Raw genomic sequence first — 22,992 nt, 5'->3', positions numbered from 1 at the left:
GACGCGAACAAAAGGAAATTTGACCATGCGGCTTCGTCATATCCTCATCAAGGTCGATGACCAGGACAAGGCGCTGGCCTTCTACACGTCGGTCCTCGGTTTCGTGAAAAAGCATGATTACGACGGCGGCAAGGCCCGCTGGCTGACGGTGGTGTCTCCGGACGAGGCCGACGGCGCTGAACTGGTTCTCGAGCCCAATCGCGATGCGCCGGCGCGTGCTGCGCAGCAAGCGCTCCATGATGCCCAATTCCCGGCGGCCCTGATCACCAGCCGCGACATCCAGGCCGACTTCGACCGCCTCGCCGGGCGCGGCGTGAAATTTCTCGGGCCGCCCCGGCGCATGGGGCCGGTCAGCGCCGCCTTCTTCGACGACACCTGCGGCAACTTCATCGTCATGGCTCAACAGGCCGGTTGAGGCACTATCGCCTTCACAATGGCGGCCTCGCCCGCAACCAGCGGGGTGCCGTGCACGTGAACGGGGCCAGCAGGGCCGGATTCTGACGTGGATCAAAACCGGATTCCTGAAAAGAGGCTAGAAACGCCTGAATGGCGCCCGCCGCGCGGGCGGCGAAGCAGGTGGCCCCATGTTCGAATACAGCGTCGAAGCCAGACGGACCGATGCACGAGGCAGCGCAGCCACGACCAAGGACGCCGCACTCGTTCTCGACACCAGTCTCGAGGGCCGGGCCGATGCCTTCAATCCAGCCGAACTGCTTCTGGCGGCGATCGCCGGCTGCATGATCAAGGGCATCGAACGAGTCACCCCGATGCTCGGTTTCAAACTGCGCGGCGTCATGGTCGCATTGCATGCCGTTCGGCGCGACAGCCCGCCGGGGATTGCCTCGATCGACTACGAGCTTGTCGTCGACACCGATGAAACCGACCAGCGGCTGGAGTTGCTGCACAAGAATGTCCGCAAGTACGGCACGATTTCCAATACAGTCGCCGCCGCCACGAAACTCGAAGGCAAGATCAGGAGAAAAGCATGAGCCGGCTGCATGTCGAAAACCACCAGGTGTCGCGCATCGGCTGGCTGCGCGCCGCCGTCCTGGGGGCCAATGACGGCATCGTCTCGACCGCGAGCCTGATCGTCGGCGTGGCGTCGGCCGCAGCGCCGGCTTCGCAGGTTCTGGTCGCCGGCATAGCCGGCCTGGTGGCAGGCGCCATGTCGATGGCGGCCGGCGAATATGTCTCGGTCAGCTCCCAGTCGGACACCGAGAATGCCGACCTCGCCCGCGAACGCCAGGAACTCGCGACCCAGCCCGAATTCGAGCGCGAGGAGTTGGCGCAAATCTACGTCAAGCGTGGGCTGGAGACGGACCTGGCCCGCCAGGTCGCCGACCAGCTCATGGCCAAGGATGCGCTGGCCGCGCATGCCCACGACGAACTCGGCATTTCGGAAATGACCACGGCACGGCCGATCCAGGCGGCGCTGACCTCGGCGGCGACCTTCAGCGTGGGCGCGGCAATGCCGCTGCTCATGGTGCTGGTGTCGCCCGCCTCCATGCTGGTGCTGGCGGTCTCGCTTGCGTCTCTGCTTTTCCTTGCCCTGCTGGGCGCCATCGGCGCCAAGGCGGGCGGCGCCAACATCCTTCGCGCAACGTTGCGCGTGACCTTCTGGGGCGCCTTCGCCATGGCGCTCACCGCCGGCATCGGCGCGCTGGTCGGGAACGCCGTGTAAGCGGCCGCCCGACTGTCGGACCGATTACACGATTGCCTGCCGACCGCGACCTTGATCCAGGACAAGGCCATCGCTTGCGATTCCCGCGCCTCCCATGCCATCTGTCCGATACAAAGGACCGACCCGCAGCAGAATGGCAGCACGACCGACATCGCCCACGACCAAGCCGCCCGGCGTCAGCCTCAACCGCGCGCTGTCGAAACTCGGCCTGTGCTCGCGCACGCAGGCCGAGGTGCTGATCGCGGAAGGCCGCGTGCGCGTCGGCGGCAAGGTGGTGCGCGATGCCGCGCTGCGCGTCGACCTGAACCGCGACCGCATCGTCGTCGACGGCGCGCCTGTCGTTGCCGAACGCAAGGTCTATGTCATGCTCAACAAGCCGCGCGGGCTGGTCACCACCCGCGACGACCCGCAACAGCGCGACACCGTCTATACCTGCCTGGAAGGACTCGATTTGCCCTTTGTCTCGCCGGTCGGCCGCCTCGACAAGGCCAGCGAAGGCCTGCTGCTGATGACCAACGACACCCATTTCGCCAACCGGCTGATGGACCCGGCCTCGCATCTGCCCAAGACCTATCACGTCCAGGTCGGCACGGTGCCTGACGAAGCGATGCTGCAAACGCTGCGTGCGGGTGTCAGCGTCGACGGCGAGACCCTGGCCGCCAATTCGATCGCGCTTTTGCGCAGCGGCGGCCGCACCGCCTGGCTGGAGATCGTGCTGGACGAGGGGCGCAACCGCCACATCCGCCGGCTGCTCGCCGCGCACGGCATCGAGGTCAAGCGCCTCATCCGCATCGCCATCGGCCGGCTGCCGTTGGGCGGCCTCGCCAAGGGCACCGCGCGGCATTTGACGCCGGAGGAGCTGGCGCTGCTGGGCGGCTGAGCAAGCGTCCCGCCGGCCAGACCGCAAGCGGCCCAGGCTCAGTTTTCCGTCGGGAGTTTGCGTTGGAACGAGGAGATGGGCGGCGGCCCATCAAGCCTTGTTGGTGATCCACATGCTTGGCGCGCCGACCACGCCAGCGCTCGCCATCGCCTCCTTCAATTTTGGGTTCTTGATGAAGGCCTGCGCTTCGGCGGCACTGGCGAAATCATGCGTCACGGTGACGTCGTTGGGGTTGTCCGCCGCCAAAGCGCGGCCTTACAAAAAGAGCGCGGCCTGATAGATTGAGCCAGCCGGCGTTCGGCCGAATGGTAAGGCCATGGCAAACCATGTCTTTAATTAGACTGCGGGTTCGACTCCCGTCGTCGGCAGGGCCGCTCTCCACCAGCGGCCTTTTTCATGTAAGAGTTTCAAATTGACCCCACTACCAACGAATGAGAGCCGCCTGATCCGCGCCCGCGAAAGATTTTCGCCGCCCCACCGATGATTTCCGCCCGCCTCCCCTGTCTTCACCTACAGGCGCCGGAATTGTCCGGGCCGGAAAAGCGAGGTGATCCATGGGATCGTTGCAAGGTCAAAATGTCGTCGTGGTCGGAGGCAGCCGGGGTGTCGGCCGCTCGATCGTCGAAGCTGCGCTCGGCGAAGGCGCAGATGTGCTTGCCGTCGCCCGCGGCGCGGAAGCCCTGAAGGAGCTCGCCTGGGAGGCGTCTGGAGTCAGGACGCTGGCCGCCGACGCCACGCAGGACACGGCGCCCGACACGGTGTTCGCCGCGCTGCAGCCCGACGTGCTGGTGATCTGCGCCGGCGCCTTTGCCCCGTCGGCCTGCATCCAGGACCAGAGCTGGGACGATTTCTCGGCGAATTGGGAGACGGACGTCAAGGCATCGTTCCTGTTCTGCAGGGCAGCACTTCAGGGCCGGTTGAAGCCGGGCAGCCGCGTCGTGCTGATCTCCAGCGGCGCGGCATTCAGCGGCGGACCGCCGAACTCCGGCGGCTATTCCGGCGCCAAGCAAATGCAGATGTTCCTCGCCGCCCACAGCCAGAAGGAGGCCGACCGGCTTGGCCTTGGCCTGCGCTTCATGGCGCTGGCGCCGATGCGCATCATGGCCGGCACCGGCGTCGGCCAGCGCGGCATTTCGAGCATCTCCGCCTATCTCGGCATCAGCCCGGCGGATTTCCTGGCCAGCATGGGCGATGTGCAGACGCCCGCCGATGTCGGGCGCGCCGTGGTGGCGCTGGCCGGCGGCAAGGTGCTAGGCATCGCCTTCACGGTCAGCGGCAGCGGCCTTGCCGCTGCGGCATGAGGCGCGCAGGATGCGAGACGAACTCCGCACGGCAGGCTCGATATGACAGACGCTCCCGGCCCGCTTGAGCCGCTGGACCCGACAGGCGGGCCGATCCTCGATCGGCCTGCCTTCGAGCGCCTGACGATGGCCCACCGCCGGGCGCTGAAGCTGCATTGCTACCGGATGATGGGCTCGCTGCACGAGGCCGACGATCTCGTCCAGGAGACGTTCCTCAAGGCCTGGCGCGGCCGCGCGCAATTCGACGGGCGCGGCTCGCCGCGCGGCTGGCTCTATTCGATCGCCACCAACGCCTGCCTCAACGCCATCAAGGCGCGGTCGTCGGCGTACCGCATCCTAGAAGAGCCCGCACGGCCGCCGAGCAAAGGGCGCGCCGCCGCCGGGCCGGCCGCCGCCGAGCTCTCCTGGCTGGAGCCCTACCCCGACGCCGAGCTGCCGGACCTTGTCGATGGCGAGCCCGGCCCGGATGCGCGCTACGAGACAAACGAGGCCGTGCGGCTTGCCTTCGTCGCCGCCATCCAGCTATTGCCGCCGAGGCAACGCGCATCCCTTCTGCTGTGCGACGTGCTGGGCTGGTCGGCGCTGGAGACCGCGCAATTGCTGGGCGGCTCGACCGCCTCGGTCAACAGCGCGCTGCAGCGGGCGCGCGCGACGCTGGGTGAGCGCTATCCGCAGGGACGCCCCCAGCAACGATCGCAGCCCAACCCGCAGGAAGGCGTGCTGCTCGAACGCTATCTCAGCGCCTGGCAGGCCGCCAATCTCGACGGCTTGGTCGCGCTGCTGCGTGAGGACGCCACCTACCACATGCCGCCATGGCGCGACTGGTACCGGGGACGTCAGGCGATCCATGGTTTCTTCAAGACGGTGTGGAGCAATTTCGCCGGCTACCGCGCCGTGGCGACACGGGCCAACGGCCAGCCGGCGGTCGCGATCTATGCCCGGCGCCATCAGGAGCCGGAATGGCGCGCGCAATCCCTGCATGTCATCGAGCCGGCCGATGGCGGCATCGTATCGCTCACGGTCTATGTCGCCCCGCTCGGCCCCGGCCTGTTCGCCGCCTTCGGCCTGCCGCCGGTCTGGTCCGGACCGGAAGCGTAGCCGTCGCAATCCTCTGCTGACGGAAAGCTGTCAGGAGGCCTGGCCTATAGAGCGGCCGGGAAGCCCGGCCGCGGCTTCGACGATCAAGGAGCCAATAATGAATTTCGTCTCTGTCCGCATCATCACCTCGGATGTTCAGCGCCTCGCGCGCTTCTACGGCGAGATCACCGGCATGCCGGTGACGGTCTACACCGAGGACTTCGCGGAACTCGCGACCCCTTCCTGCACGCTGGCGATCGGCAGCACGCGCACCTTGATGCTGTTCGGCGGCGACATCGCCCGCCCGGCCGACAACCACACCGCCATCCTCGAATTCCGCGTCGACGATGTCGATGCCGAATTCATCAGGCTGTCGGACTTCATCAGGGACACGACCGTGCAGAAGCCGACCACCATGCCCTGGGGCAACCGCTCGCTGCTGTTTCGCGACCCCGACGGCAATCTGGTGAATTTCTTCACGCCGGTGACGGCCGAAGCGATCCGGAAGTTCGAGAAGTAGCCGCCGCTACTTCAGGTTCCACTTGCGCACGACCGGCTCGCTGAGATCATGCTCGTAGCCGAGCACGCTGATGCTGGCCGTATCGAGCACGAACAGCGCGCCGCCTTCCGGCGGCAGGCCGAGCCAGCGGGCGGCGAGCACGCGCAGGAAATGCGCGCTGGAAAAGATCAGGATCGAGCCGCCGGCTTCGCGAAGCTGTTTGATGATCCGGTCGGCGCGGGCGCCGACATCGGCGGCCATCTCGCCTTGCGGGCAGCCGTCGCGAAACACGTTCCAGCCTGGCCGCTCGGCCAGGATCTCCTTGGTGGTGCGCCCCTCATAGGCGCCGTAGTCCCACTCCTGCAGATCGTCGTTTCTGACGCTTTGCGCACCAAAGCCGGCCAGCACGCTGGTGTTGTAGGCGCGCTGCGAGGGGCTCGACCACACCGCCGAGAACGACTGACCCTTGAGCCGCTCCGCCACGCCCCGCGCGGCGGCCTCGCCCGCCGGCGTCAGCGGCATGTCGGTGCGACCGGTATGCTGCCCCGAAAGGCTCCACGCCGTCTCGCCATGCCGCACCAGATGGATTTGCGGATACACGCTGCTCATACGCTCGGCCCCTCGTTGATGTCGGGCCAAAGCTGTAGCGGTCGGCGCAAGGGAGCGAAAGACCCGGCGGCCATCGCGGCACTTGAGCGCCGTTTCGCCGCCTGCGCGTCGCAGCTTGGCGGCGGCGGTTCCGCTGCATCACCGCTGGCTTACCAATCCGTAAGGTCCTTTGCCAACGAGTTTTCATGAACCTGTCATGTGCACTCGCCTATCCTTGATCCATCGCGGGCTGCGAGACGAGGGACACTTCAATGAAAACACTATCTCTGGCGTTGGCTGCCGGTACGCTGACGGCGGCATTGGCTGGCGCGCTGTCTAATTCCAGCGCCATCGCCGCGCCCTACAAGCACGTACTGCTCATCAGCGTCGACGGGCTTCATGCGCTCGATCTGGCAAACTATGTCGCCGCAAATCCGAAAAGCTCGCTCGCCGCGCTCGCCGATACCGGGATTTTCTATCCGAATGCGCTCGCCAGCGCCCCGTCCGACTCGTTTCCTGGCCTTGTGGCACAGGTAACCGGCGGCACACCCAGATCGACGGGCGTGTTCTACGACGACAGCTACGACCGCACCTATTTCGCGCCGGCTTCGGACTGCAAGGGGGAGCCGGGTGCCGAGGTGGCCTTCGCCGAGAACATCGACGTCGATTCGACGCGCCTTGATGGTGGTGGCAAGCCAGGCGATTACCGCAGCCAGATCGACCCGTCAAAGCTGCCGATGACGCTGATCAACGGCAAATGCTCGGTGGTCTATCCGCATGATTTCGTGCGGGTCAACAACGTCTTCGAAATCGTGAAAGCGCATGGCGGCCGCACGGCCTGGTCCGACAAGCACCCCGCCTATGAATGGCTGAACGGACCTTCGGGCAAAGGCATCGACGACCTCTACGCGTTGGAACAGGACAGCCTGATTCCGGGCACCAAGGTCAAGACGACGGGAAGCTTCAAGGCCGAGCGCGACTTCGATGAAGCGCGGGTCCAGGCGGTGCTCAACGAAATCAAAGGCCTCGACAGCACCGGCTCGCATCCCGCGGCGGTTCCCACGCTTTTCGGCATGAATTTCCAGGCGGTGAGCGTGGGCCAGAAGCTTCCCAAGGCCGGTCCCGGCGACGAGGCCGGTCTGGTGGGCGGCTATCTGGATGCCAGCGGCACGCCTGGCAATGGTCTCGCCGGCCAGCTCGCCTATGTAGATGGCGCTGTCGGCGAACTGATGGCCGCACTCAAGGACAACAAACTCGCCAATTCGACCCTGATCATACTTGCCTCGAAGCATGGCCAGTCGCCCATCGACCCGGCGTCGTTCCAGCCACTGGACGATGATCCCTATACGAAGACACCGGGCTATGCCTTCCACATCGCCGACGACGCCGCGCTGATCTGGCTCAAGCCGCAAGACAGGGTCAAAAACCTCGCGGCCGCGCAGGATTATCTCGAGAAATCGAGCAAGGCTGAAGGCATCGCCCAGATCCAGCCGCCGAATGCCCTTGCTCTCGCCTATCAGGATCCGGCCACCGACAGCCGTACGCCGGACTTCATAGCCACGGTCAATCCGGGTGTGGTCTACACATCCGGCTCGAAGATTGCCGAGCACGGCGGCGCCAATGCGAACGATCGCAACGTGGCGCTTCTCATCAGCGGTCCTTCGCTCAAGCCGAGGTCGGTGCCCGCTCTGGTGCAGACGACGCAGGTAGCTCCCACCATCCTGCGAGCTCTTGGCTATGACGCGAACGAACTCCAGGCTGTGAAGCTCGAAGGCACCCAGGAGCTGCCGGCGGCACCGTTCTAAGCCAAGGATCATACCGTTTCGCGATTGGCCCGCCGGGCATGCTCGGCGAGCTGCCCAGCGCCTGCGGTGGGCCACCTGGCTGGATGCAGGCCCGGCAAGGCGTTCAGCTTCGGAGCAACAGCCTGACGGATTCGCTGACAGAACGCGCGATTTCGACCTCGCGGCGCTGACGCTTGCGTATTTGCGCCCGTTTGTTCGGCTTGTAGTCGGCTGGATCGCGTTGAGCCTTCACCAGGGGCAAGGCATACATCGTCCGACGTATTGGCCTACCCCCGGACTCCACCCAGAAGCTGTCATAGTCCGCGGTGATGCGGCGGCGCAGAGCATAGTCCCTCGAAAAGACGTGGCCTGCGTTTGATGCCGCCACAAGGCCACGCAGTTTGAGTGAGGATGCCAAAGTCTGGGCGACCAGGAGCAGCAGGGTTTTCGGCCGCAGACCTTCCATGGCTTTGGTCAGTATCCGGGAATCCTCGAGACCTTGCACACCGGTCGACGTCGACTTCAGAGCGCCGATATAGAGGATCTTGCCGCCGCCACCGAGACGTAGAAGCGACCGGTCCACAATCGCGAGCGCCATTTCGATGACGGGACGTCCTTCCAGGCGCAGGAGAAGGCGCCATTCCCCCTCTCGGTACAAACCTGCCTGGCCCGTCAGTTCCACCGTGACTTCACCGGCAACGGTCGACATTGCCAGGAGATGACGACCGCGCGTGTGGCTTTCGACCAGGGCGGCCTCGGTCAAAAGACGCGCCGCCGCGGTGTAGTGACCAATGACGGCTGCACAACGATGGATACGCATCAAATTGGCGGCGAGATACGGCCGAACCGGCTTCAGCGCAATGTCGGGATATTGAGCAAGGATTGCAGTGAACGGCTCAGCACCGAGGGCCGATCGAATGGCGGCGATATCGCGCCGGAACATCCACCGAAGCGCCGCCCATTTGCTTTCATGCACCCAATTGTTCAGCTTGCGCCGAAACTTGGAGGGCGACCGTTTTATTGGGCCTGTTGGCCGTAATGGCCGCGGAGCGCCCATGGCAATCATCATTTGCTGTATTCTCGGTGGGACGTGTCAGTCAAAGGCAGCGGATGATCTCAATGTTGGATGTCGTAACTTACCGCCGCCTCGCCGCGGATATACGAATTCGTAAGGTAGCCACTAAGGTCGACCTTCCCGCGCGTGGTCTTCGGAGCCTGCTCTTCTTCGCAACCACCTCGGTCGCGGCGCAACCGAGCCAAAGCCAACAGGGGTACCGGAAGATCGCCGCGGCGCCCCCTCGCCTGGCCCTGATCCACATGACGCTTGCCCTGTGAGCAGACCGGCGGCGCAACTATATCAGGAGGAGCCACCAAGGCTCCCGCCACCCCCAAGGGCCCCAGCCCTTGCACAATAGGTCAGATCATCATGTACAAACATCTGCTTATCGCCACCGACGGATCGGAACTGGCCGACAAGGGCGTTGCCCATGGCCTCACATTGGCAAAGGGCATCGGCGCCGCCGTCACCTTCGTCACGGTCTCGGAACCGTTCCCCATCTTCGCCTGGGGCGGCGCAATGGCCGGTTATGCGGCGGGCGACGAACTGGCGGTCTACCAGGAAGAGGCGCGCAAATATGGCAAGGAGGTTCTGGCCAAGTGCAAGGCCTCGGCCGATGCGGCCGGCGTGTCCGCCAAGCTTGTGCATGTCGAGGACAAACGGCCCGCCGAGGCGATCCTGGAACTGTCGCAGGCGCAAGGCTGCGACCTGATCGTGATGGCCTCGCATGGCCGCCGCGGGTTGGGCAAGCTGCTTCTCGGCAGCCAGACGGCGGAAGTGCTGTCCTACACCGCAATCCCGGTGCTCGTCGTGCGCTAAAGCAATTCCAGGAAAAGTGTAAAACGGTTTTGCCGGGAAAAGCGCGAAAGCGCTTTCCCTTGGGAATTGCGTTAAAACAAAGAGTTAGTGTGACCCCGAGAGCTGGAACCGGCTTTCGGAATCATGCTCAAGTAGACAGCCAAGGGGCGCATCCCGGCGCGGCCATCGCGCGCCAACATTCGTTCGACCGGGCCTCTGAGGAAACGACGAATGGCGCGTGAGGATCGTACCAGGATAATCCCCCGGAGAACGTCGGAATCGGCGGCCATGCTGGTGGACGTCAAGCGGACGATGGCGATCACCGCCCGTCTCAACCGTCTGACGTTCAACGACGCGGACGAGGTCCGCGCCCTGTTCAGCGAACTGATCGGCAGACAAGTGGACGACAGCTTCCTGCTGATCCCGCCCTTTTACGCGACCGGCGGGGCCGACACCCGGGTGGGGCGCAATGTCTTCATCAATCAGAACTGCACCTTTTATGATCTTGGCGGGCTCGACATTGCCGACGACGTGCTGATCGGGCCGAATGTCAGCCTCATCACATCAGGCCATCCGCTCGAACCGTCACGGCGCCGCGCCTTCACCAACGCGAAGCCGATCGTCATCGAACGCAACGTCTGGATCGCCGCCGGCGCTACGGTGATCGGCGGCGTGACCATCGGCGAAAACGCCGTCGTCGCGGCGGGCTCGGTGGTCACGAAAGACGTTCCCGCGAACACGCTTGTCGGCGGAAACCCGGCGCGGGTTATCCGGTCGATTGCCGAGTGAGACCAACCTCACCGCAACGCCTCCAGCACCAGATACACTCCCAGCGTCAGCAGCCCGACAAGAAACACCTTTCGAAAAGTCTCGACGCCCATCGCCTGCCGCAGCGCCTGGCCGATGAACATGCCGGCCAGCGCGGGCAGCAGCGCCAGGATCGAGCCTGTCAGCTGCGCCGCCGGCGATGCCAGCGCGCCCGTCCTGAACAGGCCGATGGCAAGGGCCGCCGTCGAGACGGTGAAGGACAGGCCGAGCGCCTGGATGAGATCTTCCTTCTCCAGCCGCAGCGATTGCAGATAGGGCACTGCCGGAACGACGAAGACGCCGGTCGCGCCGGTGACCAGCCCGGTCGCCACGCCGACCAGCGGTGACATCAAGGCCTCGTGGCGCGCCGGCGTGGTGAAGCTGAGCTTGAACAGGCCAAGGATGGCGTAAAGCACAAGCGCTGCCCCAAGCCCCACAGAGGCCGCGCCCGCATGCGCGCCTGTGAGCACCCCTGCCCCCGCGACGGTGCCCAGCATGATGCCGGCCATCATCGTCCACAGCCGCCTGCACAGGGCGCCGAAGGCGGGGCCGGTGAACAACTGCCAGAGATTGGTGACCAGCGACGGGATCAGAAGCAAGGCGGCGGCCTCGGCCGGCGGCATCGTCACCGCCAGCAGGCCCATCGCCACGGTCGGCAGGCCCATGCCGACGACCCCCTTGACGAAACCGGCGGCGAAGAAGATCGCGCCGATCCAGGCGATGGAGCTGGCGCTGAGCATGCCCACGGGATCAATCATGCAGCAGCATGTCCGCGGCATCGGCATCCGGTTTCGCCGGCACGGCATCGTGATTGACGAGAACCGCCGTCGTGCATCCGCGCGGGCCAGGCTGTGCCTGCGCCATGGCAAGCGAGGCCACGGCGACCGCCAGCACGATCGCCATGCCCTTCAAGAATACCGAGCCGGCCCGCGCTTTTTCGCTCATCGCAAATCTCCATCGCAAAAGATTTGACGGACATCGGGCCCGCGCACAATGTGGAAGTTGCGCTGTCAGCCTTCGTCCAGGACGAAGGCTGAAGCCAACGCCGTGCACCTAGCGGGGAGCAAGAAATGCGCTTCGATCTCACCGATCTCCGGCTGTTTCTGCTGGTGGCCGAGCGCGGCAGCATCACCCATGGCGCCGAGCTTGCCGGGCTGGCTCTGGCTTCGGCGAGCGCCCGCATCAAGGGCATGGAGGAGCGGCTCGGCGCGCCGCTGCTGGAACGCCGCCGCCGCGGCGTGGTGCCGACGGCGGCCGGCCAGGCGCTGCTGCATCATGCGCGCGCCGTGCAGAACCAGATAGAGGCGATGGCCGGCGACCTCGGCGCCTATGCCGGCGGCCTGCGCGCCCGTGTCCGGCTGGTGGCCAACACCGCCGCCACGGCCGAGCTTTTGCGCGATACCTTGCCGGCCTTCCTGGTGGGCCACCCCGGCATCGACATTGATTTGGACGAGCGCCCCAGCCACGAGATCGCCGAGGCGGTGGCCAGCGGTGCGGCCGATCTCGGCATCGCCGCGACCTGGGCCGGCCTCTCGCATCTCGAACAGAAGCCGTTCTTCGTCGACCGGCTGGTGGTGATCGCCGCGCGGAACTGGCCGGGGCTTGCCGGCCTGCATAGCGCCAGCCTCGCAGACATGCTGGGCGAATCCTTCGTTGGCCTCAGCCTCGGCCATGCCCTGCAGGAGCACATCACCCGTCAGGCCGCGCGCCTGGGCGGCCATCTGCACATCCGCATCCGCGTGCCCGGCCTCGACAATGTCTGCCGGCTGGTCGCGCAAGGCGCCGGCATCGCTATCGTGCCGGAGAGTGCCGCCCGCCGCTCGGCCCGCACGGTGCGCAGCCTGCGGCTCAGCGACGACTGGGCCACGCGGCAGCTCAACCTCTGCGCCCGCAGCTTCGACGAACTGACACCGCAGGCAAAGCTGCTGGCCGCGGCCCTGGCCGGAGCCGAAACGGGTGGCCTGCCGGGCCGTTACCAGGGCAACGGACCCTCATCGTAGAAATAGCCGCCGGTCGGACCGTTTTCGTCCAGGGTCGCCAAGCGAACAATGATCTCGGCCGCCTGCCCCACGGTGCGGTACCCGCTGTGTCCGTTGAAGTCCGTCGCGGTATAGCCGGGATCGGCCGAATTGACCTTGATACCCGCTGCGGCAAACTCCTTCGAGAAGGCAACGGTGGCGGCGTTGAGCGCCGTTTTGGAGCTGTTGTAGCCAAGGATATTGATCGCATAGAATTCACTGGCCGGATCGGTCAACCCGCCGAGTGACCCCAGCCCGCTGGAAACCATCACCACATTGGCGCGCGGGGCAGCCTTGAGCAGCGGCAGGAAGGCCTGCGTGGTACGGATCGGGCCGAACACGTTGACCTCGTAGACATCCTTGATGATGGCTATGGGCTCTTCACTGGGAGCGAGCATGGAGCCCAGGATGCCGGCATTGTTGACGAGCGCATCGAGGCGTCCGTCCTCCTCAAAAACGCGCAGCGCGGCGGCCTCGACGCTGGCGTCGCTGGCGACGTCGATTTCCAGCATGCGCACATCAAGCCCCTTTTGCCTGAGCTCGGCCGCCGCAGCTTCGCCGCGTTCCCTGTCGCGGCTGCCCAGCCAGATCCTGTAGCCCGCTTCGCCCAGCCGGCGCGCGGTTTCGTAGCCGATGCTCTTGTTGGCACCGGTTACCAGTGCGGTCTTGTCGGTCATGTCCATCTCCAGTTTGATCTGTGGTTGGTCTGCGGCAGAGATGGGGCGGACCGCTGGCCGCCGCGTGCCGAAAACTGGTGAGTTCTTGCCTATTCCTGCCGGGAGCTTGATTGCCGGCCGCGCCGATGCGATCTACAGGCTGTGATGAAATCGCTCGACGACCTCAAAGCGCTGGTGATGCGGCATGCGCGCGGCCGGCTGACCGAAACCGGGATTCCCCGCGTGGCCATCATGAAGGGCGAGGCGACGACCGGGCCGTTGCTGGGGCTCTACGACCCAAGGCTTTGCCTGGTCCTGCAGGGCGCCAAATCCGTCATGATCGGCGATCAGCTGCTGCATTACGACGCCGGCCGCTACTTCATTGCCGCGGTCGAAGTGCCGGCCGTCGGCAAGGTTTTGCAGGCCAGCCCGCAGCATCCCTACCTCTCGGTCAGCCTGGCCCTCGACACCACGCTGATCGCTCCGCTGCTGCTCGACATGCCGCCCGTTGCCGAGGCGCCGATCGGCCATGGCTTTGCCGTCAGCCGGGCCGACGAGGCGCTGGTCGATGCGTGGCTGCGCATGATGGAGCTCATCGATCATCCGGCCGAAATCCCAGTGCTGGCACCCTTGCTCGAACGCGAAATCCTGTTTCGGCTGCTGCAGGGGCCGCAAGGCGCCATGCTGCGCCAGATTGCCGGGGCCGATAGCCGCCTGTCGCAGATTCGCCGCGCGCTGGCCTGGATCCGCGACCACTATGCGGAGCCGTTCCGCGTCGAGGATCTTGCCCGCATGGGCGGCATGAGCGCCTCGGTGTTCCACCGCCACTTCAAGGCGGTCACGGCGATGACGCCGATCCAGTACCAGAAGCGCATCCGCCTCAACGAAGCGCGCCGCCGCCTGCTCGCCACGTCGGGCGATGCGGCCGGCGTCGCCTTCTCCGTCGGCTATGAAAGCGCTTCCCAGTTCTCCCGCGAATATGCCCGCCTCTTCGGCGCACCGCCGGTGCGCGATGTCGGCCGCCTGCGCGCCACGCCGGAGCCCACCGAGCTCGCCTGACCCCTTGAATTCGAAGATGCAACAGCAAGGCGAAGACCACGCCTTGCCAGCCCATGCGCCGCGCCCTCGAGCGGCCCCTGCGTCGGCTTCGACCGATCTACCACCAGGCGCTTGATCCCACCTGCCTGCATGGAAGAAGAGAGGGTCACAGCCCAGAGGCGATACGAGCCTTGCTGTTATTAAAAATTTCCCATACTGTCTTTTCACATAAGAAAGAAAATAGCATCTACTTCTCTCATTTGTGAAAGACTGGCTTTTGCGGGAACATCTCGATCTGACCGATCGGCGGCTGGTGAAACAGCTGTCGCAGGACGCGCAGCCGGGCATCAACCGGCTCGCCGAGATCTTGGCGATTTCGGTGCCCACTGTGCGCTCGCGGCTGCGCAATTTGCTCGACCGCAACCTGCTCAAGATCGTGGGCCTGCTGAACCTGACCGAACGGCCCGAGTTGATCTCGGCCATTGTCGGCATCAATGCCCAGGGGCGCGGCCGGGCCCGTGAACTGGCGCAGCGCATTTCCGAACTGCCCTTCGTCAACTCGGCTTCGGTGGTCACCGGGCGCTTCGACATCATCGTCGACGTGACGGTGGCCGGTGACGTCGCCGATCTCTACCGCGTCACCAGCGAACTGATCCCCGGCGCCGGCGAGCCGGGCGAGGTCGTGCGCAGCGAGACCTTCGTCGTCATGGCGTCCTGCAACAAATGGGTCAGCCTGCCGGAAGGCTGCTGGTCGGACGACCGCAAGGAGCCGGCATGAGGATCGCGGTTCTCGGCGGCCTCGGCCTGCAAGGCCGGGCGGCCATCGCCGATCTTGTCGCCAGTGGCGTCGAGGAGGTGATCTGCGTCGATACCACGCCGGACGGCGCGGCCCGGCTGGCTGATCTGACCGACCTTTCCCGCGTGCGCTTCGTCATGCCCAACGGCGCGATCGGGCCGGCGCTGGCCGATGTGCTGGCTGACGCCGACGCCGTCATAGATTTGCTGCCGCAGCCGCTGATGCGCGAGGCGGTGCAAGCCGCCATCGCGACCCGCACGCCGCTGGTCACCACCAATTACGGCAAGGCCATCGCCGATCTGGCGCCGGAAGCCGAACGCGCCGGTGTTTCGATCATGACCGAATGCGGGCTCGACCCCGGCATCGACCTCGTGCTCTACGCCCGCGCCGCAAAACAGTTCGATGCGATCACATCAATCGATTCCTATTGCGGCGGCATCCCCGAGCCGAAGGCGATGGCCAAGCCGCTTTGCTACAAGGTGAGCTGGAACTTCGACATGGTCCTGGTCAGCCAGAACCGCGACAGCGTCATGATCGAGGACGGCAAGCGCGTCGAAGTACCCGCCGCGCGCCAGCATGACAGCCCTTTCATCCATGAGATCGAAGTCCCCGGCCTCGGCCGGCTGGAAGCCTTCCCCAATGGTGACGCGCTGCATTATGTCGAGATGCTTCCCTCCGCAAACGGGCTGCGCCGCTCCGGCCGCTACACGTTGCGCTGGCCGGGATGGTCGGCCTTCTGGGCGCCGTTGAAGGAGCTTGGTTTTCTCTCCGAGGACAAGGTGCCCGGCACCTCCAGCAGCCCGCGCGAATTCCTCGGCCGGCTGCTCGGCCCGCAACTGCAATACGGCCCCGGCGAGAAGGACCTTTGCGTGATGCGCAATGTCTTTTCCGGCCTCGAAGGCGGCCGCGCCAAGACCGTGACATCGGACCTGATTATCGAGCGCGACCTGACCTCGGGCCTGTTCGGCATGAGCCTCGGCGTCGGCTATCCCGCCAGCATCGTGGCGCAGATGCTGGCGCGGCGCGAGATCACCACGCCGGGCCTTTTGAACCCGCTGCTCGACGTTCCCGACGAACCCTTCTTCGACGAACTGGCCAAACGCGGCATCAAAATTGCCGAGACGGTGGCCTGGGACTGAGGATTTTCGAACGGTGGCCGCCGCCGGCAAACGGCGCCGCCGCTCAAAAAAGCGCCCAAGGGAATCCGCGGGCAAACAACAACTGGGAGGAATGCCAGAATGAAGATTGCCAGACTTTTCATTGCCGGACTTGCGCTCGCGGGCTTGACCGCTGCCGCCAGCGCCGGAACGCTGGACGAGATCACCAAGCGCGGCGAATTGCGCGTCGCCGTACAGACGCAAGGTCCGCCCTTCTCGCTTGTCGGCGCCAATGGCGAACGCACCGGCAGTTCGGTCGAACTCGCCGAGCTGATGGCCAAGGAAATGGGTGTGAAGATCACCTTCCTCGACTTCGACTGGGACGGCCTGATCCCGGCGCTCTTGTCGGGCAAGGCCGATCTTCTGGTCGCCGACATGACGCCGACGCTGGCGCGCGGCATGAAGGTCGCCTTCACCACGCCTTACATGTACACGGGCAGCACCGTCTTCACCAAGGCCGACAGCAAGTTCAAGACCACCGAGGACTGCAAGGCCAAGGGCGCCAAGATCGCGGTGCTGCTCGGCGCCACCGGTGAGAAGGAAGCCAAGGCCGCCTTCCCCGATGCCGACATCAAGAGCTACAAGGGCGGCGGTCCGCTGCTGCTCGACGCGGTCAACAACGGCCAGGCCGATTGCGGCGTCAACGACGTCTCGGCGGTCAAGGGCCAGTCGACCGCCTATCCGGCCGGCACCTTCACCATCATGCCGGAGCTGCTGTCGAAGGAGCCGCTTGCCTTCGCCACCCGCTATGACGAGCCGGACCTGCTTATCTGGATGAACCTGTTCCTCAATCAGGTCACCATCGACGGCCGCCTGCAGAAGAACCTCGACTACTGGGTGAATTCCGACGCCTGGAAGAAAGACCACTGAGGAATTAGCGAATAGGAATTAGGCAGTAGGGAATAGTGAGTGGTGAATAGCCATTCCATTCCGACACACTCCCCTACTGCCTACTGCCTACTGCCTACTCACACCGCTGCGCGCCATGCTCGAAAATTTCAGTTTCCGCACCATCGTCGAATACCTGCCTTTGTTCGGCCAGGGCCTGGTCACGACCGTCTGGCTGTCGGCGCTGTCCTTTGTCGGCGCACTCGTCGTCGGCATCGTGCTGTGCGCCATGAATTTGCAGCGCGGCTGGCTGTTTCGCGCGCCGGCCAAGGCCTATATCGACGCTGTGCGCGCCACGCCCTTGCTGGCGCAGCTCTATTTCCTCTATTTTGGCCTGCCGCGACTCGGCTTCGTGCTGCCGGAACTCGTCGTCGGCATCCTCGCTTTGTCCTTGAACAGCGGCGCCTATATCTCTGAAATCATTCGCGCCGGCATCCTGTCGATCCCGCGCGGCCAGGTCGAGGCCAGCGTCGCCTCGGGCATGACCTACACGCAGCGCATGCGCCTGGTCGTCCTGCCGCAAGCCTTCAAGGTGACGATCCCGCCGCTGCTCGGCCAGGCGATCGTGCTGGTCAAGGATTCCGCGCTGCTGTCGCTGATCTCGGTTGCCGAGCTGACGCGCGCCGGGCAACTGCTGGCGTCCGACCGCTTCATGCCGGCGGAAGGCTTTCTCACCATCGCCGCCTTCTATTTGCTGCTCTACTACGGCCTGAAGGCACTGGCCGTTCTCTCCGGCCGCTGGCTCGGCACGGCGGGGGCGCGCGCATGATCTGGCAACAATTCCTCAGCCTCGCCGGCTCCTATCCGCTGGCTCTGCGCGGTCTCGGCATGACGGTGGTGCTGTCGCTGATCAGCCTGGTGCTCGGCACCTTGCTCGGCTTCGGTCTCGGCATCCTGCGCACCGGCGGCAACCGGCTGATCTCCAGCGTCATCGGCGCCTGGGTCGACCTCATCCGCGGCACGCCGTTCCTGGTGCAGATCTTCCTGATCTTCTTCATCCTGCCGGAGTTCGGCATCGAGCTCGACGCCTTCACCGCCGGCATCATCGCGCTGACCAATCTCGCCGCCTGCTTCATTTGCGAGATCGTCGCCGCCGGCATCCGTTCGGTGCCGACGGGCCAGGTCGAGGCAGCGCTGGCATCCGGCCTGTCGCGCTGGCAGCGCATGCGCCAGGTGGTGCTGCCGCAGGCGATGCGCATCGTGCTGCCGCCGCTGGTCGGGCAATATGTGCTCTTGATCAAGGATTCCTCCGTCGTCTCGGCCATCGGCCTGACCGACCTCACCCGCGTCGGCTGGCTGGTGGTGCAACGTGTCCCCAATGGGCTGCTGGTCTTCTTCCTGGTCGGCGTCGGCTATTTCATCGTCTGTTATCCGCTGATCATGCTGGCCCGCCGGCTCGAACGCCGCATGGGCGCGGCGCATGGCGAGGTGCAGCTGTGACATCGAACCCCAAAGGGCCAAGCACTATGACCAAAGCGGGCATGACCCAACCGGGCCTGACCAAGACCGGCATGATCGACTTTCGCGGCGTCAACAAATGGTTCGGCGCGCTCAACGTGCTCAGGGATATCACGCTCAGCGTCGAGCCGCGCGAAGTGGTCGTCGTCTGCGGCCCGAGCGGCTCGGGCAAGAGCACGCTGATCCGCTGCATCAACGGCCTGGAGACGATCAAGGATGGCGACCTCGTCGTCGACGGCCAGCGCGTCGGCGACCCCGCCACCAACATGACGCAGCTTCGCACCGAGATCGGCTTCGTCTTCCAGTCCTTCAACCTCTACCCGCACAAGACCGCGCTCGAAAACGTCACGCTCGCTCCGATCCATGTCCGCAAGATCCCGCGCGCCGAGGCCGAGCATGCCGGGCGCGAACTGCTGGCCAAGGTTGGCCTCGCCGACAAGGTCAACGCCTATCCGGCGCAGCTCTCCGGCGGCCAGCAGCAGCGCGTGGCGATCGCGCGCTGTCTCGGCATGCGGCCCAAGATCATGCTGTTCGACGAACCGACCTCCGCCCTCGACCCCGAAATGATCTCGGAAGTGCTCGACGTCATGGTCGCCGTCGCCGAGGAAGGCATGACCATGATGGTGGTGACGCATGAGATGGGCTTTGCCCGCAAGGTCGCCCAACGCGTTGTGTTCATGGACGCCGGCGCCATCGTCGAAAGCGGCACGCCCGCCGAGTTCTTCTCACACCCCAAGACCGACCGCAGCCGCGCCTTCCTGAGCAAGATTTTAAGGCACTGAGGGCGGCGAAAGGCCGTCGATCAGTCCGGCGGCCGTTAGCGTTGCGGTGCAACGGATCTGTACGCCGTTCGGGTCAAATATTCAGTCCGATCATGGACCGGGCGAGCGGCTGCCCTTCCGCTGGAAGCGAAAGGGCACACCGTCTGAGGTGGGCGGCTCAGGCCGCCGTCGGGTAATCCGTATAGCCCCTGGCATCGCCGCCATAGAACGTCGCCTTGTCGGGGGCGTTCAGGTCGGCATTGCGCTTAAGCCGGCTGACGAGGTCGGGGTTGGCGATGAACAGCTTGCCGAACGCGACAAGGTCGGCATAGCCGTCTCCGACGGCCTTTTCGGCCAGTTCCTTGTCGTAGCCATTGTTCACCAGCCAGGCGCCGGTGCCGCCGGCCTTGCGATAGGTGGCTTTGAGCTCCGCATAGTCGAACGGTCTGTCGCCTTGGCTGAAGTCGCGCGCGCCGCCGGTCGCGCCTTCGACGATGTGGATATAGGCGAGGCCCCGGCTGCCGAGGCCCGTCACCACATGGTTGAACAGCGGCTGCGGATCGCTGTCCGAAGCGTCGTTGGCGGGCGTCACCGGCGACAGCCTGATCCCGGTCCTGCCGGCGCCGACAGCGCCCGTGACCGCGTCGACCACCTCGAACAGGAAGCGCGTCCGGTTCTCGATCGACCCGCCATACGCATCGCCGCGATGGTTGGTGCCCGAACGCAGGAACTGGTCGATGAGATATCCGTTGGCGCCATGGATCTCGACGCCGTCGAAACCCGCCACCTCTATCGCCGCCTTGGCGGCGCGGCGGAAATCATCGACGATGCCGGGGAGTTCGGCCGCATCGAGCGCGCGCGGCTCGGAGGTCTCGGCGAATTCGCCGCTGCCATCCGGCTTGACCAGGAACGTCTTGGAGTTTGCCCTGATCGCCGACGGCGCCACCGGCTTGCCTCCGCCGGGCTGCAATGTGTTGTGCGAGATGCGTCCGACATGCCAGAGCTGCACCACGATCTTGCCGCCGCCCCTATGGACGGCGTCGGTGACACGCTTCCAGCCGGCAAGCTGATCCGCGCCATAGAGGCCGGGCACGTTGGCGTAGCCCTGGCCCTGATGGCTGATGGCGGTGGCTTCAGTCACGATCAGGCCAGCCGTGGCGCGCTGGCTGTAATAGGTCACCGAGAGGTCGCTGGGCACCGCATTGGGCGAGCGATTGCGCGTCAGCGGCGCCATGACGATGCGGTTCGCCAGCGTCAGGTCGCCGGCCCGCAAGGGATCAAAGAGGGTAGTCATGAGAAATGCCTTTCATGCATTCGGGGATCGGGGGAGGATCGTCAGAGATCGGACAAGGCGGCCTGAAAGGCGGCGATGGTTTCTTCGTTGCGCTTGTAGAACACCCATTGGCCGACCCGACGCGTGGTCACGAGGTCGGCCGATGCCAGCGTCGCCAGATGCGCCGAGACGCTGGACTGCGCCAGGCCGCGATGGTCGAACTGGCTGGCGCAGACACCCATCTCGAGCGGATGCGCCTGCGCAGCGAAGTGCTGTTCAGGCTCCTTCAGCCACGCCAGGACATCGCGCCGAAACGGATGCGCCAGTGCCTTCAATATGATGTCGCGGTCCATCTTCACCTCGCATCGATCTCAACCGATATATAGATCGGGTAGAGCCGATATGGCAGGAAATCCATGCCATTTTCGAAGGCAATCGGAGCACGTTGGTCTCCGGACACAGCATGAAACCGAAATAGCGCCGCCGGGCGCCAGCCTCCGCGGGCGAATGCGCCGCTATCCCCTCATGTCACCGCCAGGACCTTGCCCGTATCGTGCTGGCGCACGAAATCCACGCGCTTGCCGTCCCAGTGGTAGGAGTAGTGCCGGCCTTGCACCGGCACGGGGATGACGTCGGGCCAGAAGATGCCGATGCATTGCCCGTCCGGCATGCGCACGCTGTTCCAGACAAGCCCGTCGCTGCCCCCTGCCCGCAGCGCCCGCCCCGCCGCCTGCGAGGCGGTGTAATCGTCCGGGTCGAGCACGCCGGGCACGCCGTTGACGTCATCGAGGTCGCGGTCGACGCTGCCGATCAGCACGCGAAAGTCAGCCGTCCAGCCGGGATCCTCATTGGTGGCACGCATGAAATTCTGGTGGTGGTGGATGGTTTCGGCGAGCGCCACATCCTCGCTGTCGCCGGCATAATAGAGGCCGTAGCTGCCATCCGAGAAGCGGCCGGGCCGCAGCGTCGAACAATGCACGAAGGGCGCCATGACGAAGCTGGCGCCGGGGCCTGACACCCGCCTTGCCGCCGTGACCTTGCCGAGATCGCCGATCTCCAGCCTTATGCGCGGGTTGGTCTTCTCCTCGACGGCGGCCAGCGCCTCCCAGTCGCGCGGATCGGCAATGTCCTCGAACAGGTCGATCGGCGGATGGATGGAGCGGATGATGCGAAACGTCTGGGGCCAGTGGACGCGGCGCCGGACCGCGAGCCCACTCACCATGCACCGCGCTCCGCATCGAGCCATTCGCGCATGGCGGCAAGGTCGGAGATTTCGCCGCGCAGCATCAGGTCGAGCGCCGACTGGCCGCCGAACGTGGCATTGGGCTTGCGGATCCAGGCATAGCCGCGCGCCGGCTCGGTGAAGAGATAGCGCAGGCCCTTGTGGATGCCCATCAGATGCGCCATGCGGGTGCGCAGGTCACGGTCGATCCGGCCGATGCCGCCTTCCTTCCAACGTGCCCCAGTCTTCCAACGTGCCCAGGTGCGCGCCGACATGCCGCCGAGCAGGATGCAGGCCTCGAGGTCTGTCAGGTTCCACGCCTTGAACAGATTGACCGTGGTGCGCGCCAGCGCGCCCGCCTCTTCATCCGAAATGGCTGACCCGACCGCGGCCGGCGTGGTGACGATGGACTGAAGCTGCATGTTGCTCACCCTGCTGTTGGCAGAGATATAGCATGCATTTGCCAATTGGCAAGGATGAGGATGCGCGTTCAATTTCGAAAACGTCGTCATCCTCCAGAGACACATGTGTCAGATGCAGGCATGGCTACGGCTGGGCATTGTTCTATATAGGAGCAACCCGAAGTATTCCCGATAAAGCCCTTCTCGGTGCGATACGATGCCCCCAGGCCTCATTCCTGAAAGTGAATGGTACTATCTCGGTTTGCCAGAGCGCCGGAAGACGTTTCTCTCACAGCAAGTCCCATTTGAAGAGGTCGCTGATCGGATAGCCCGTGGTTCGACCGTTTTGGATCCCGGGCTAGAACCGTACTACTCAGGGAAGACAGCTCAGGAGAAGGAGGCGCGCCGAGCCGTCTTCACTCTTAGGCTGGACCCGCCTGAACTATGCGATCTGTTTTTCAGTGGCCGCAGTGGACTTCGCGCCTGCTATTGGCAAGGTCCGGAAATTGGAGACGCAGCGACGCAGCATTTGATCAAAGTGCTTTTGCCTAAACTTCTCGAAGCAGCATCCCGCGCGCCCATGCCGCGGTGCGGCGCGGTTGAGATGTCTGAGCCAGAGTTGTTGACGTCGTTGACAATGCCATCGGCAAAGATTTGGCCAGCCGAGTTTGAACGCAACAACGTGGGCGGCCTAGAGGTGAAGCGTTGGCGCGACAATCCACACCCTCGCTTGGGTCAACAATGGCGATGGGTGCCAGAGCGCTGCGATCTCGAAGTAAAAGGTGCGCTAATCGATCTCAGACAGTTCGAGCATGTTCCGCCCAGCAAGCTAGATCGCGCGGGCCAAATCCA

At 64.9% G+C, this 22,992-nt stretch carries 28 protein-coding genes, 1 tRNA gene and 1 pseudogene; 20 read left to right on the top strand and 10 right to left on the bottom strand.

The window, feature by feature from the left end; genetic code table 11:
- The first annotated feature begins 25 nt into the window (after positions 1-25).
- The 4 genes from JG747_RS14895 (at position 26) to JG747_RS14880 (ending at position 2,561) form a co-directional block, all read left to right on the top strand.
- Complete coding sequence (locus JG747_RS14895) at positions 26-415, top strand: VOC family protein (RefSeq protein WP_038648359.1); 390 nt, start codon at positions 26-28, stop codon at positions 413-415.
- A 169-nt stretch (positions 416-584) separates the two neighbouring features.
- Positions 585-989: an OsmC family protein gene (locus JG747_RS14890; protein ID WP_019859606.1), complete on the top strand. Its 405-nt coding sequence runs from the start codon at positions 585-587 to the stop codon at positions 987-989.
- Positions 986-1,681, top strand: coding sequence for a VIT1/CCC1 transporter family protein (locus JG747_RS14885; RefSeq protein WP_202362083.1), 696 nt, complete (start codon positions 986-988; stop codon positions 1,679-1,681). The genes JG747_RS14890 and JG747_RS14885 overlap by 4 nt, the downstream gene beginning before the upstream one ends.
- Before the next feature lie 133 nt (positions 1,682-1,814).
- The gene (locus JG747_RS14880) at positions 1,815-2,561 is read left to right on the top strand and encodes a pseudouridine synthase (RefSeq protein ID WP_202362082.1); all 747 of its coding nucleotides are present in this window, start codon (positions 1,815-1,817) and stop codon (positions 2,559-2,561) included.
- 90 nt (positions 2,562-2,651) lie between these two features.
- Here the strand turns inward: JG747_RS14880 and JG747_RS14875 are convergent.
- Positions 2,652-2,804 (bottom strand): annotated as a pseudogene (locus JG747_RS14875) (cyclase); the annotation flags it as partial.
- Positions 2,805-2,850: 46 nt separating this feature from the next.
- Here JG747_RS14875 and JG747_RS14870 point away from each other — a divergent pair.
- The 4 genes from JG747_RS14870 (at position 2,851) to JG747_RS14855 (ending at position 5,459) form a co-directional block, all read left to right on the top strand.
- Positions 2,851-2,929 (top strand) — tRNA-Gly (locus JG747_RS14870).
- A gap of 186 nt (positions 2,930-3,115) precedes the next feature.
- Positions 3,116-3,862 carry an SDR family NAD(P)-dependent oxidoreductase gene (locus JG747_RS14865; RefSeq protein ID WP_202362080.1) on the top strand — a complete coding sequence of 249 codons (747 nt, stop codon included), beginning with the start codon at positions 3,116-3,118 and terminating at the stop codon, positions 3,860-3,862.
- A 42-nt stretch (positions 3,863-3,904) separates the two neighbouring features.
- Positions 3,905-4,960 (top strand): sigma-70 family RNA polymerase sigma factor, encoded by a 1,056-nt coding sequence (locus JG747_RS14860; RefSeq protein WP_202362079.1) that lies wholly within the window; start codon positions 3,905-3,907, stop codon positions 4,958-4,960.
- A gap of 97 nt (positions 4,961-5,057) precedes the next feature.
- Positions 5,058-5,459, top strand: coding sequence for a VOC family protein (locus tag JG747_RS14855; protein ID WP_202362078.1), 402 nt, complete (start codon positions 5,058-5,060; stop codon positions 5,457-5,459).
- Positions 5,460-5,465: 6 nt separating this feature from the next.
- Here JG747_RS14855 and JG747_RS14850 read toward each other — a convergent pair whose 3' ends face one another.
- Positions 5,466-6,047 (bottom strand): histidine phosphatase family protein, encoded by a 582-nt coding sequence (locus JG747_RS14850; RefSeq protein WP_202362077.1) that lies wholly within the window; start codon positions 6,045-6,047, stop codon positions 5,466-5,468.
- Positions 6,048-6,298: 251 nt separating this feature from the next.
- Between JG747_RS14850 and JG747_RS14845 the strand changes: the two genes are divergently transcribed.
- Positions 6,299-7,831, top strand: a complete 1,533-nt coding sequence (locus JG747_RS14845; protein WP_202362076.1) for an alkaline phosphatase family protein — start codon at positions 6,299-6,301, stop codon at positions 7,829-7,831.
- A gap of 103 nt (positions 7,832-7,934) precedes the next feature.
- Here JG747_RS14845 and JG747_RS14840 read toward each other — a convergent pair whose 3' ends face one another.
- Positions 7,935-8,879 (bottom strand): VirK/YbjX family protein, encoded by a 945-nt coding sequence (locus JG747_RS14840; protein ID WP_223217899.1) that lies wholly within the window; start codon positions 8,877-8,879, stop codon positions 7,935-7,937.
- Positions 8,880-8,929: 50 nt separating this feature from the next.
- On the opposite strand from JG747_RS14840, the gene JG747_RS14835 reads away from it, so the two are divergent.
- The 3 genes from JG747_RS14835 to JG747_RS14825 all read left to right on the top strand — a co-directional run bounded on the left by JG747_RS14835 (position 8,930) and on the right by JG747_RS14825 (position 10,454).
- On the top strand, positions 8,930-9,145 hold the full coding sequence (locus JG747_RS14835; RefSeq protein ID WP_202362075.1) for a hypothetical protein: 216 nt from the start codon (positions 8,930-8,932) through the stop codon (positions 9,143-9,145).
- A gap of 91 nt (positions 9,146-9,236) precedes the next feature.
- Positions 9,237-9,686, top strand: a complete 450-nt coding sequence (locus JG747_RS14830; RefSeq protein WP_032931162.1) for a universal stress protein — start codon at positions 9,237-9,239, stop codon at positions 9,684-9,686.
- A 210-nt stretch (positions 9,687-9,896) separates the two neighbouring features.
- Positions 9,897-10,454, top strand: coding sequence for a sugar O-acetyltransferase (locus JG747_RS14825; protein ID WP_202362074.1), 558 nt, complete (start codon positions 9,897-9,899; stop codon positions 10,452-10,454).
- A gap of 8 nt (positions 10,455-10,462) precedes the next feature.
- Here the strand turns inward: JG747_RS14825 and JG747_RS14820 are convergent, their stop codons facing one another.
- On the bottom strand, positions 10,463-11,212 hold the full coding sequence (locus JG747_RS14820) for a sulfite exporter TauE/SafE family protein (protein WP_202362290.1): 750 nt from the start codon (positions 11,210-11,212) through the stop codon (positions 10,463-10,465).
- 10 nt (positions 11,213-11,222) lie between these two features.
- A complete protein-coding gene (locus JG747_RS14815) occupies positions 11,223-11,417 on the bottom strand; it encodes a hypothetical protein (protein ID WP_069092720.1) in 195 nt (64 codons plus the stop codon).
- A 125-nt stretch (positions 11,418-11,542) separates the two neighbouring features.
- Between JG747_RS14815 and JG747_RS14810 the strand changes: the two genes are divergently transcribed.
- Positions 11,543-12,472: a LysR substrate-binding domain-containing protein gene (locus JG747_RS14810; RefSeq protein ID WP_202362073.1), complete on the top strand. Its 930-nt coding sequence runs from the start codon at positions 11,543-11,545 to the stop codon at positions 12,470-12,472.
- Here the strand turns inward: JG747_RS14810 and JG747_RS14805 are convergent.
- Positions 12,445-13,173, bottom strand: coding sequence for an SDR family oxidoreductase (locus JG747_RS14805; RefSeq protein ID WP_019859622.1), 729 nt, complete (start codon positions 13,171-13,173; stop codon positions 12,445-12,447). The genes JG747_RS14810 and JG747_RS14805 overlap by 28 nt on opposite strands.
- A gap of 135 nt (positions 13,174-13,308) precedes the next feature.
- On the opposite strand from JG747_RS14805, the gene JG747_RS14800 reads away from it, so the two are divergent.
- The 7 genes from JG747_RS14800 to JG747_RS14770 all read left to right on the top strand — a co-directional run bounded on the left by JG747_RS14800 (position 13,309) and on the right by JG747_RS14770 (position 19,265).
- Complete coding sequence (locus tag JG747_RS14800) at positions 13,309-14,205, top strand: AraC family transcriptional regulator (protein WP_202362072.1); 897 nt, start codon at positions 13,309-13,311, stop codon at positions 14,203-14,205.
- Between the two features lie 256 nt (positions 14,206-14,461).
- On the top strand, positions 14,462-14,962 hold the full coding sequence (locus JG747_RS14795) for an Lrp/AsnC family transcriptional regulator (RefSeq protein ID WP_010910740.1): 501 nt from the start codon (positions 14,462-14,464) through the stop codon (positions 14,960-14,962).
- Positions 14,959-16,119 (top strand): saccharopine dehydrogenase family protein, encoded by a 1,161-nt coding sequence (locus tag JG747_RS14790; protein ID WP_202362071.1) that lies wholly within the window; start codon positions 14,959-14,961, stop codon positions 16,117-16,119. The genes JG747_RS14795 and JG747_RS14790 overlap by 4 nt, the downstream gene beginning before the upstream one ends.
- 99 nt (positions 16,120-16,218) lie before the next feature.
- A complete protein-coding gene (locus JG747_RS14785; protein WP_202362070.1) occupies positions 16,219-17,007 on the top strand; it encodes an ABC transporter substrate-binding protein in 789 nt (262 codons plus the stop codon).
- 115 nt (positions 17,008-17,122) lie between these two features.
- On the top strand, positions 17,123-17,794 hold the full coding sequence (locus JG747_RS14780) for an amino acid ABC transporter permease (RefSeq protein WP_019859627.1): 672 nt from the start codon (positions 17,123-17,125) through the stop codon (positions 17,792-17,794).
- A complete protein-coding gene (locus tag JG747_RS14775; protein ID WP_019859628.1) occupies positions 17,791-18,465 on the top strand; it encodes an amino acid ABC transporter permease in 675 nt (224 codons plus the stop codon). Before JG747_RS14780 ends, JG747_RS14775 begins: the two co-directional genes overlap by 4 nt.
- Before the next feature lie 26 nt (positions 18,466-18,491).
- Entirely contained in the window at positions 18,492-19,265 is a 774-nt protein-coding gene (locus JG747_RS14770) for an amino acid ABC transporter ATP-binding protein (RefSeq protein ID WP_274609710.1), read from the top strand.
- Positions 19,266-19,422: 157 nt separating this feature from the next.
- On the opposite strand, the gene JG747_RS14765 is transcribed toward JG747_RS14770, so the two are convergent.
- From JG747_RS14765 to JG747_RS14750, 4 genes are all read right to left on the bottom strand, one after another.
- A complete protein-coding gene (locus JG747_RS14765; RefSeq protein WP_027047115.1) occupies positions 19,423-20,538 on the bottom strand; it encodes an alkene reductase in 1,116 nt (371 codons plus the stop codon).
- 41 nt (positions 20,539-20,579) lie between these two features.
- A complete protein-coding gene (locus JG747_RS14760) occupies positions 20,580-20,870 on the bottom strand; it encodes an ArsR/SmtB family transcription factor (protein ID WP_032931173.1) in 291 nt (96 codons plus the stop codon).
- 170 nt (positions 20,871-21,040) lie between these two features.
- Positions 21,041-21,739: an RES family NAD+ phosphorylase gene (locus JG747_RS14755; protein ID WP_202362069.1), complete on the bottom strand. Its 699-nt coding sequence runs from the start codon at positions 21,737-21,739 to the stop codon at positions 21,041-21,043.
- Positions 21,733-22,161: an MbcA/ParS/Xre antitoxin family protein gene (locus tag JG747_RS14750; protein ID WP_064985898.1), complete on the bottom strand. Its 429-nt coding sequence runs from the start codon at positions 22,159-22,161 to the stop codon at positions 21,733-21,735. Before JG747_RS14750 ends, JG747_RS14755 begins: the two co-directional genes overlap by 7 nt.
- Positions 22,162-22,992 lie beyond the last annotated feature (831 nt).

Source organism: Mesorhizobium sp. 131-3-5 (assembly GCF_016756575.1).
Taxonomy (GTDB): domain Bacteria; phylum Pseudomonadota; class Alphaproteobacteria; order Rhizobiales; family Rhizobiaceae; genus Mesorhizobium; species Mesorhizobium jarvisii.
This window is presented reverse-complemented; position numbering and strand designations above follow the sequence as displayed.

Excerpts from the sequence above, each read along its gene's own strand:
- JG747_RS14895 (WP_038648359.1), top strand. The coding sequence starts at position 26 with ATGCGGCTTCGTCATATCCTCATCAAGGTCGATGACCAGGACAAGGCG.
- JG747_RS14890 (WP_019859606.1), top strand. The coding sequence starts at position 585 with ATGTTCGAATACAGCGTCGAAGCCAGACGGACCGATGCACGAGGCAGC.
- JG747_RS14885 (WP_202362083.1), top strand. The coding sequence starts at position 986 with ATGAGCCGGCTGCATGTCGAAAACCACCAGGTGTCGCGCATCGGCTGG.
- JG747_RS14880 (WP_202362082.1), top strand. The coding sequence starts at position 1,815 with ATGGCAGCACGACCGACATCGCCCACGACCAAGCCGCCCGGCGTCAGC.
- JG747_RS14865 (WP_202362080.1), top strand. The coding sequence starts at position 3,116 with ATGGGATCGTTGCAAGGTCAAAATGTCGTCGTGGTCGGAGGCAGCCGG.
- JG747_RS14860 (WP_202362079.1), top strand. The coding sequence starts at position 3,905 with ATGACAGACGCTCCCGGCCCGCTTGAGCCGCTGGACCCGACAGGCGGG.
- JG747_RS14855 (WP_202362078.1), top strand. The coding sequence starts at position 5,058 with ATGAATTTCGTCTCTGTCCGCATCATCACCTCGGATGTTCAGCGCCTC.
- JG747_RS14850 (WP_202362077.1), bottom strand. The coding sequence starts at position 6,047 with ATGAGCAGCGTGTATCCGCAAATCCATCTGGTGCGGCATGGCGAGACG.
- JG747_RS14845 (WP_202362076.1), top strand. The coding sequence starts at position 6,299 with ATGAAAACACTATCTCTGGCGTTGGCTGCCGGTACGCTGACGGCGGCA.
- JG747_RS14840 (WP_223217899.1), bottom strand. The coding sequence starts at position 8,879 with ATGATGATTGCCATGGGCGCTCCGCGGCCATTACGGCCAACAGGCCCA.
- JG747_RS14835 (WP_202362075.1), top strand. The coding sequence starts at position 8,930 with ATGTTGGATGTCGTAACTTACCGCCGCCTCGCCGCGGATATACGAATT.
- JG747_RS14830 (WP_032931162.1), top strand. The coding sequence starts at position 9,237 with ATGTACAAACATCTGCTTATCGCCACCGACGGATCGGAACTGGCCGAC.
- JG747_RS14825 (WP_202362074.1), top strand. The coding sequence starts at position 9,897 with ATGGCGCGTGAGGATCGTACCAGGATAATCCCCCGGAGAACGTCGGAA.
- JG747_RS14820 (WP_202362290.1), bottom strand. The coding sequence starts at position 11,212 with ATGCTCAGCGCCAGCTCCATCGCCTGGATCGGCGCGATCTTCTTCGCC.
- JG747_RS14815 (WP_069092720.1), bottom strand. The coding sequence starts at position 11,417 with ATGAGCGAAAAAGCGCGGGCCGGCTCGGTATTCTTGAAGGGCATGGCG.
- JG747_RS14810 (WP_202362073.1), top strand. The coding sequence starts at position 11,543 with ATGCGCTTCGATCTCACCGATCTCCGGCTGTTTCTGCTGGTGGCCGAG.
- JG747_RS14805 (WP_019859622.1), bottom strand. The coding sequence starts at position 13,173 with ATGGACATGACCGACAAGACCGCACTGGTAACCGGTGCCAACAAGAGC.
- JG747_RS14790 (WP_202362071.1), top strand. The coding sequence starts at position 14,959 with ATGAGGATCGCGGTTCTCGGCGGCCTCGGCCTGCAAGGCCGGGCGGCC.
- JG747_RS14785 (WP_202362070.1), top strand. The coding sequence starts at position 16,219 with ATGAAGATTGCCAGACTTTTCATTGCCGGACTTGCGCTCGCGGGCTTG.
- JG747_RS14780 (WP_019859627.1), top strand. The coding sequence starts at position 17,123 with ATGCTCGAAAATTTCAGTTTCCGCACCATCGTCGAATACCTGCCTTTG.
- JG747_RS14775 (WP_019859628.1), top strand. The coding sequence starts at position 17,791 with ATGATCTGGCAACAATTCCTCAGCCTCGCCGGCTCCTATCCGCTGGCT.
- JG747_RS14770 (WP_274609710.1), top strand. The coding sequence starts at position 18,492 with ATGACCAAAGCGGGCATGACCCAACCGGGCCTGACCAAGACCGGCATG.
- JG747_RS14765 (WP_027047115.1), bottom strand. The coding sequence starts at position 20,538 with ATGACTACCCTCTTTGATCCCTTGCGGGCCGGCGACCTGACGCTGGCG.
- JG747_RS14760 (WP_032931173.1), bottom strand. The coding sequence starts at position 20,870 with ATGGACCGCGACATCATATTGAAGGCACTGGCGCATCCGTTTCGGCGC.
- JG747_RS14755 (WP_202362069.1), bottom strand. The coding sequence starts at position 21,739 with ATGGTGAGTGGGCTCGCGGTCCGGCGCCGCGTCCACTGGCCCCAGACG.
- JG747_RS14750 (WP_064985898.1), bottom strand. The coding sequence starts at position 22,161 with ATGCAGCTTCAGTCCATCGTCACCACGCCGGCCGCGGTCGGGTCAGCC.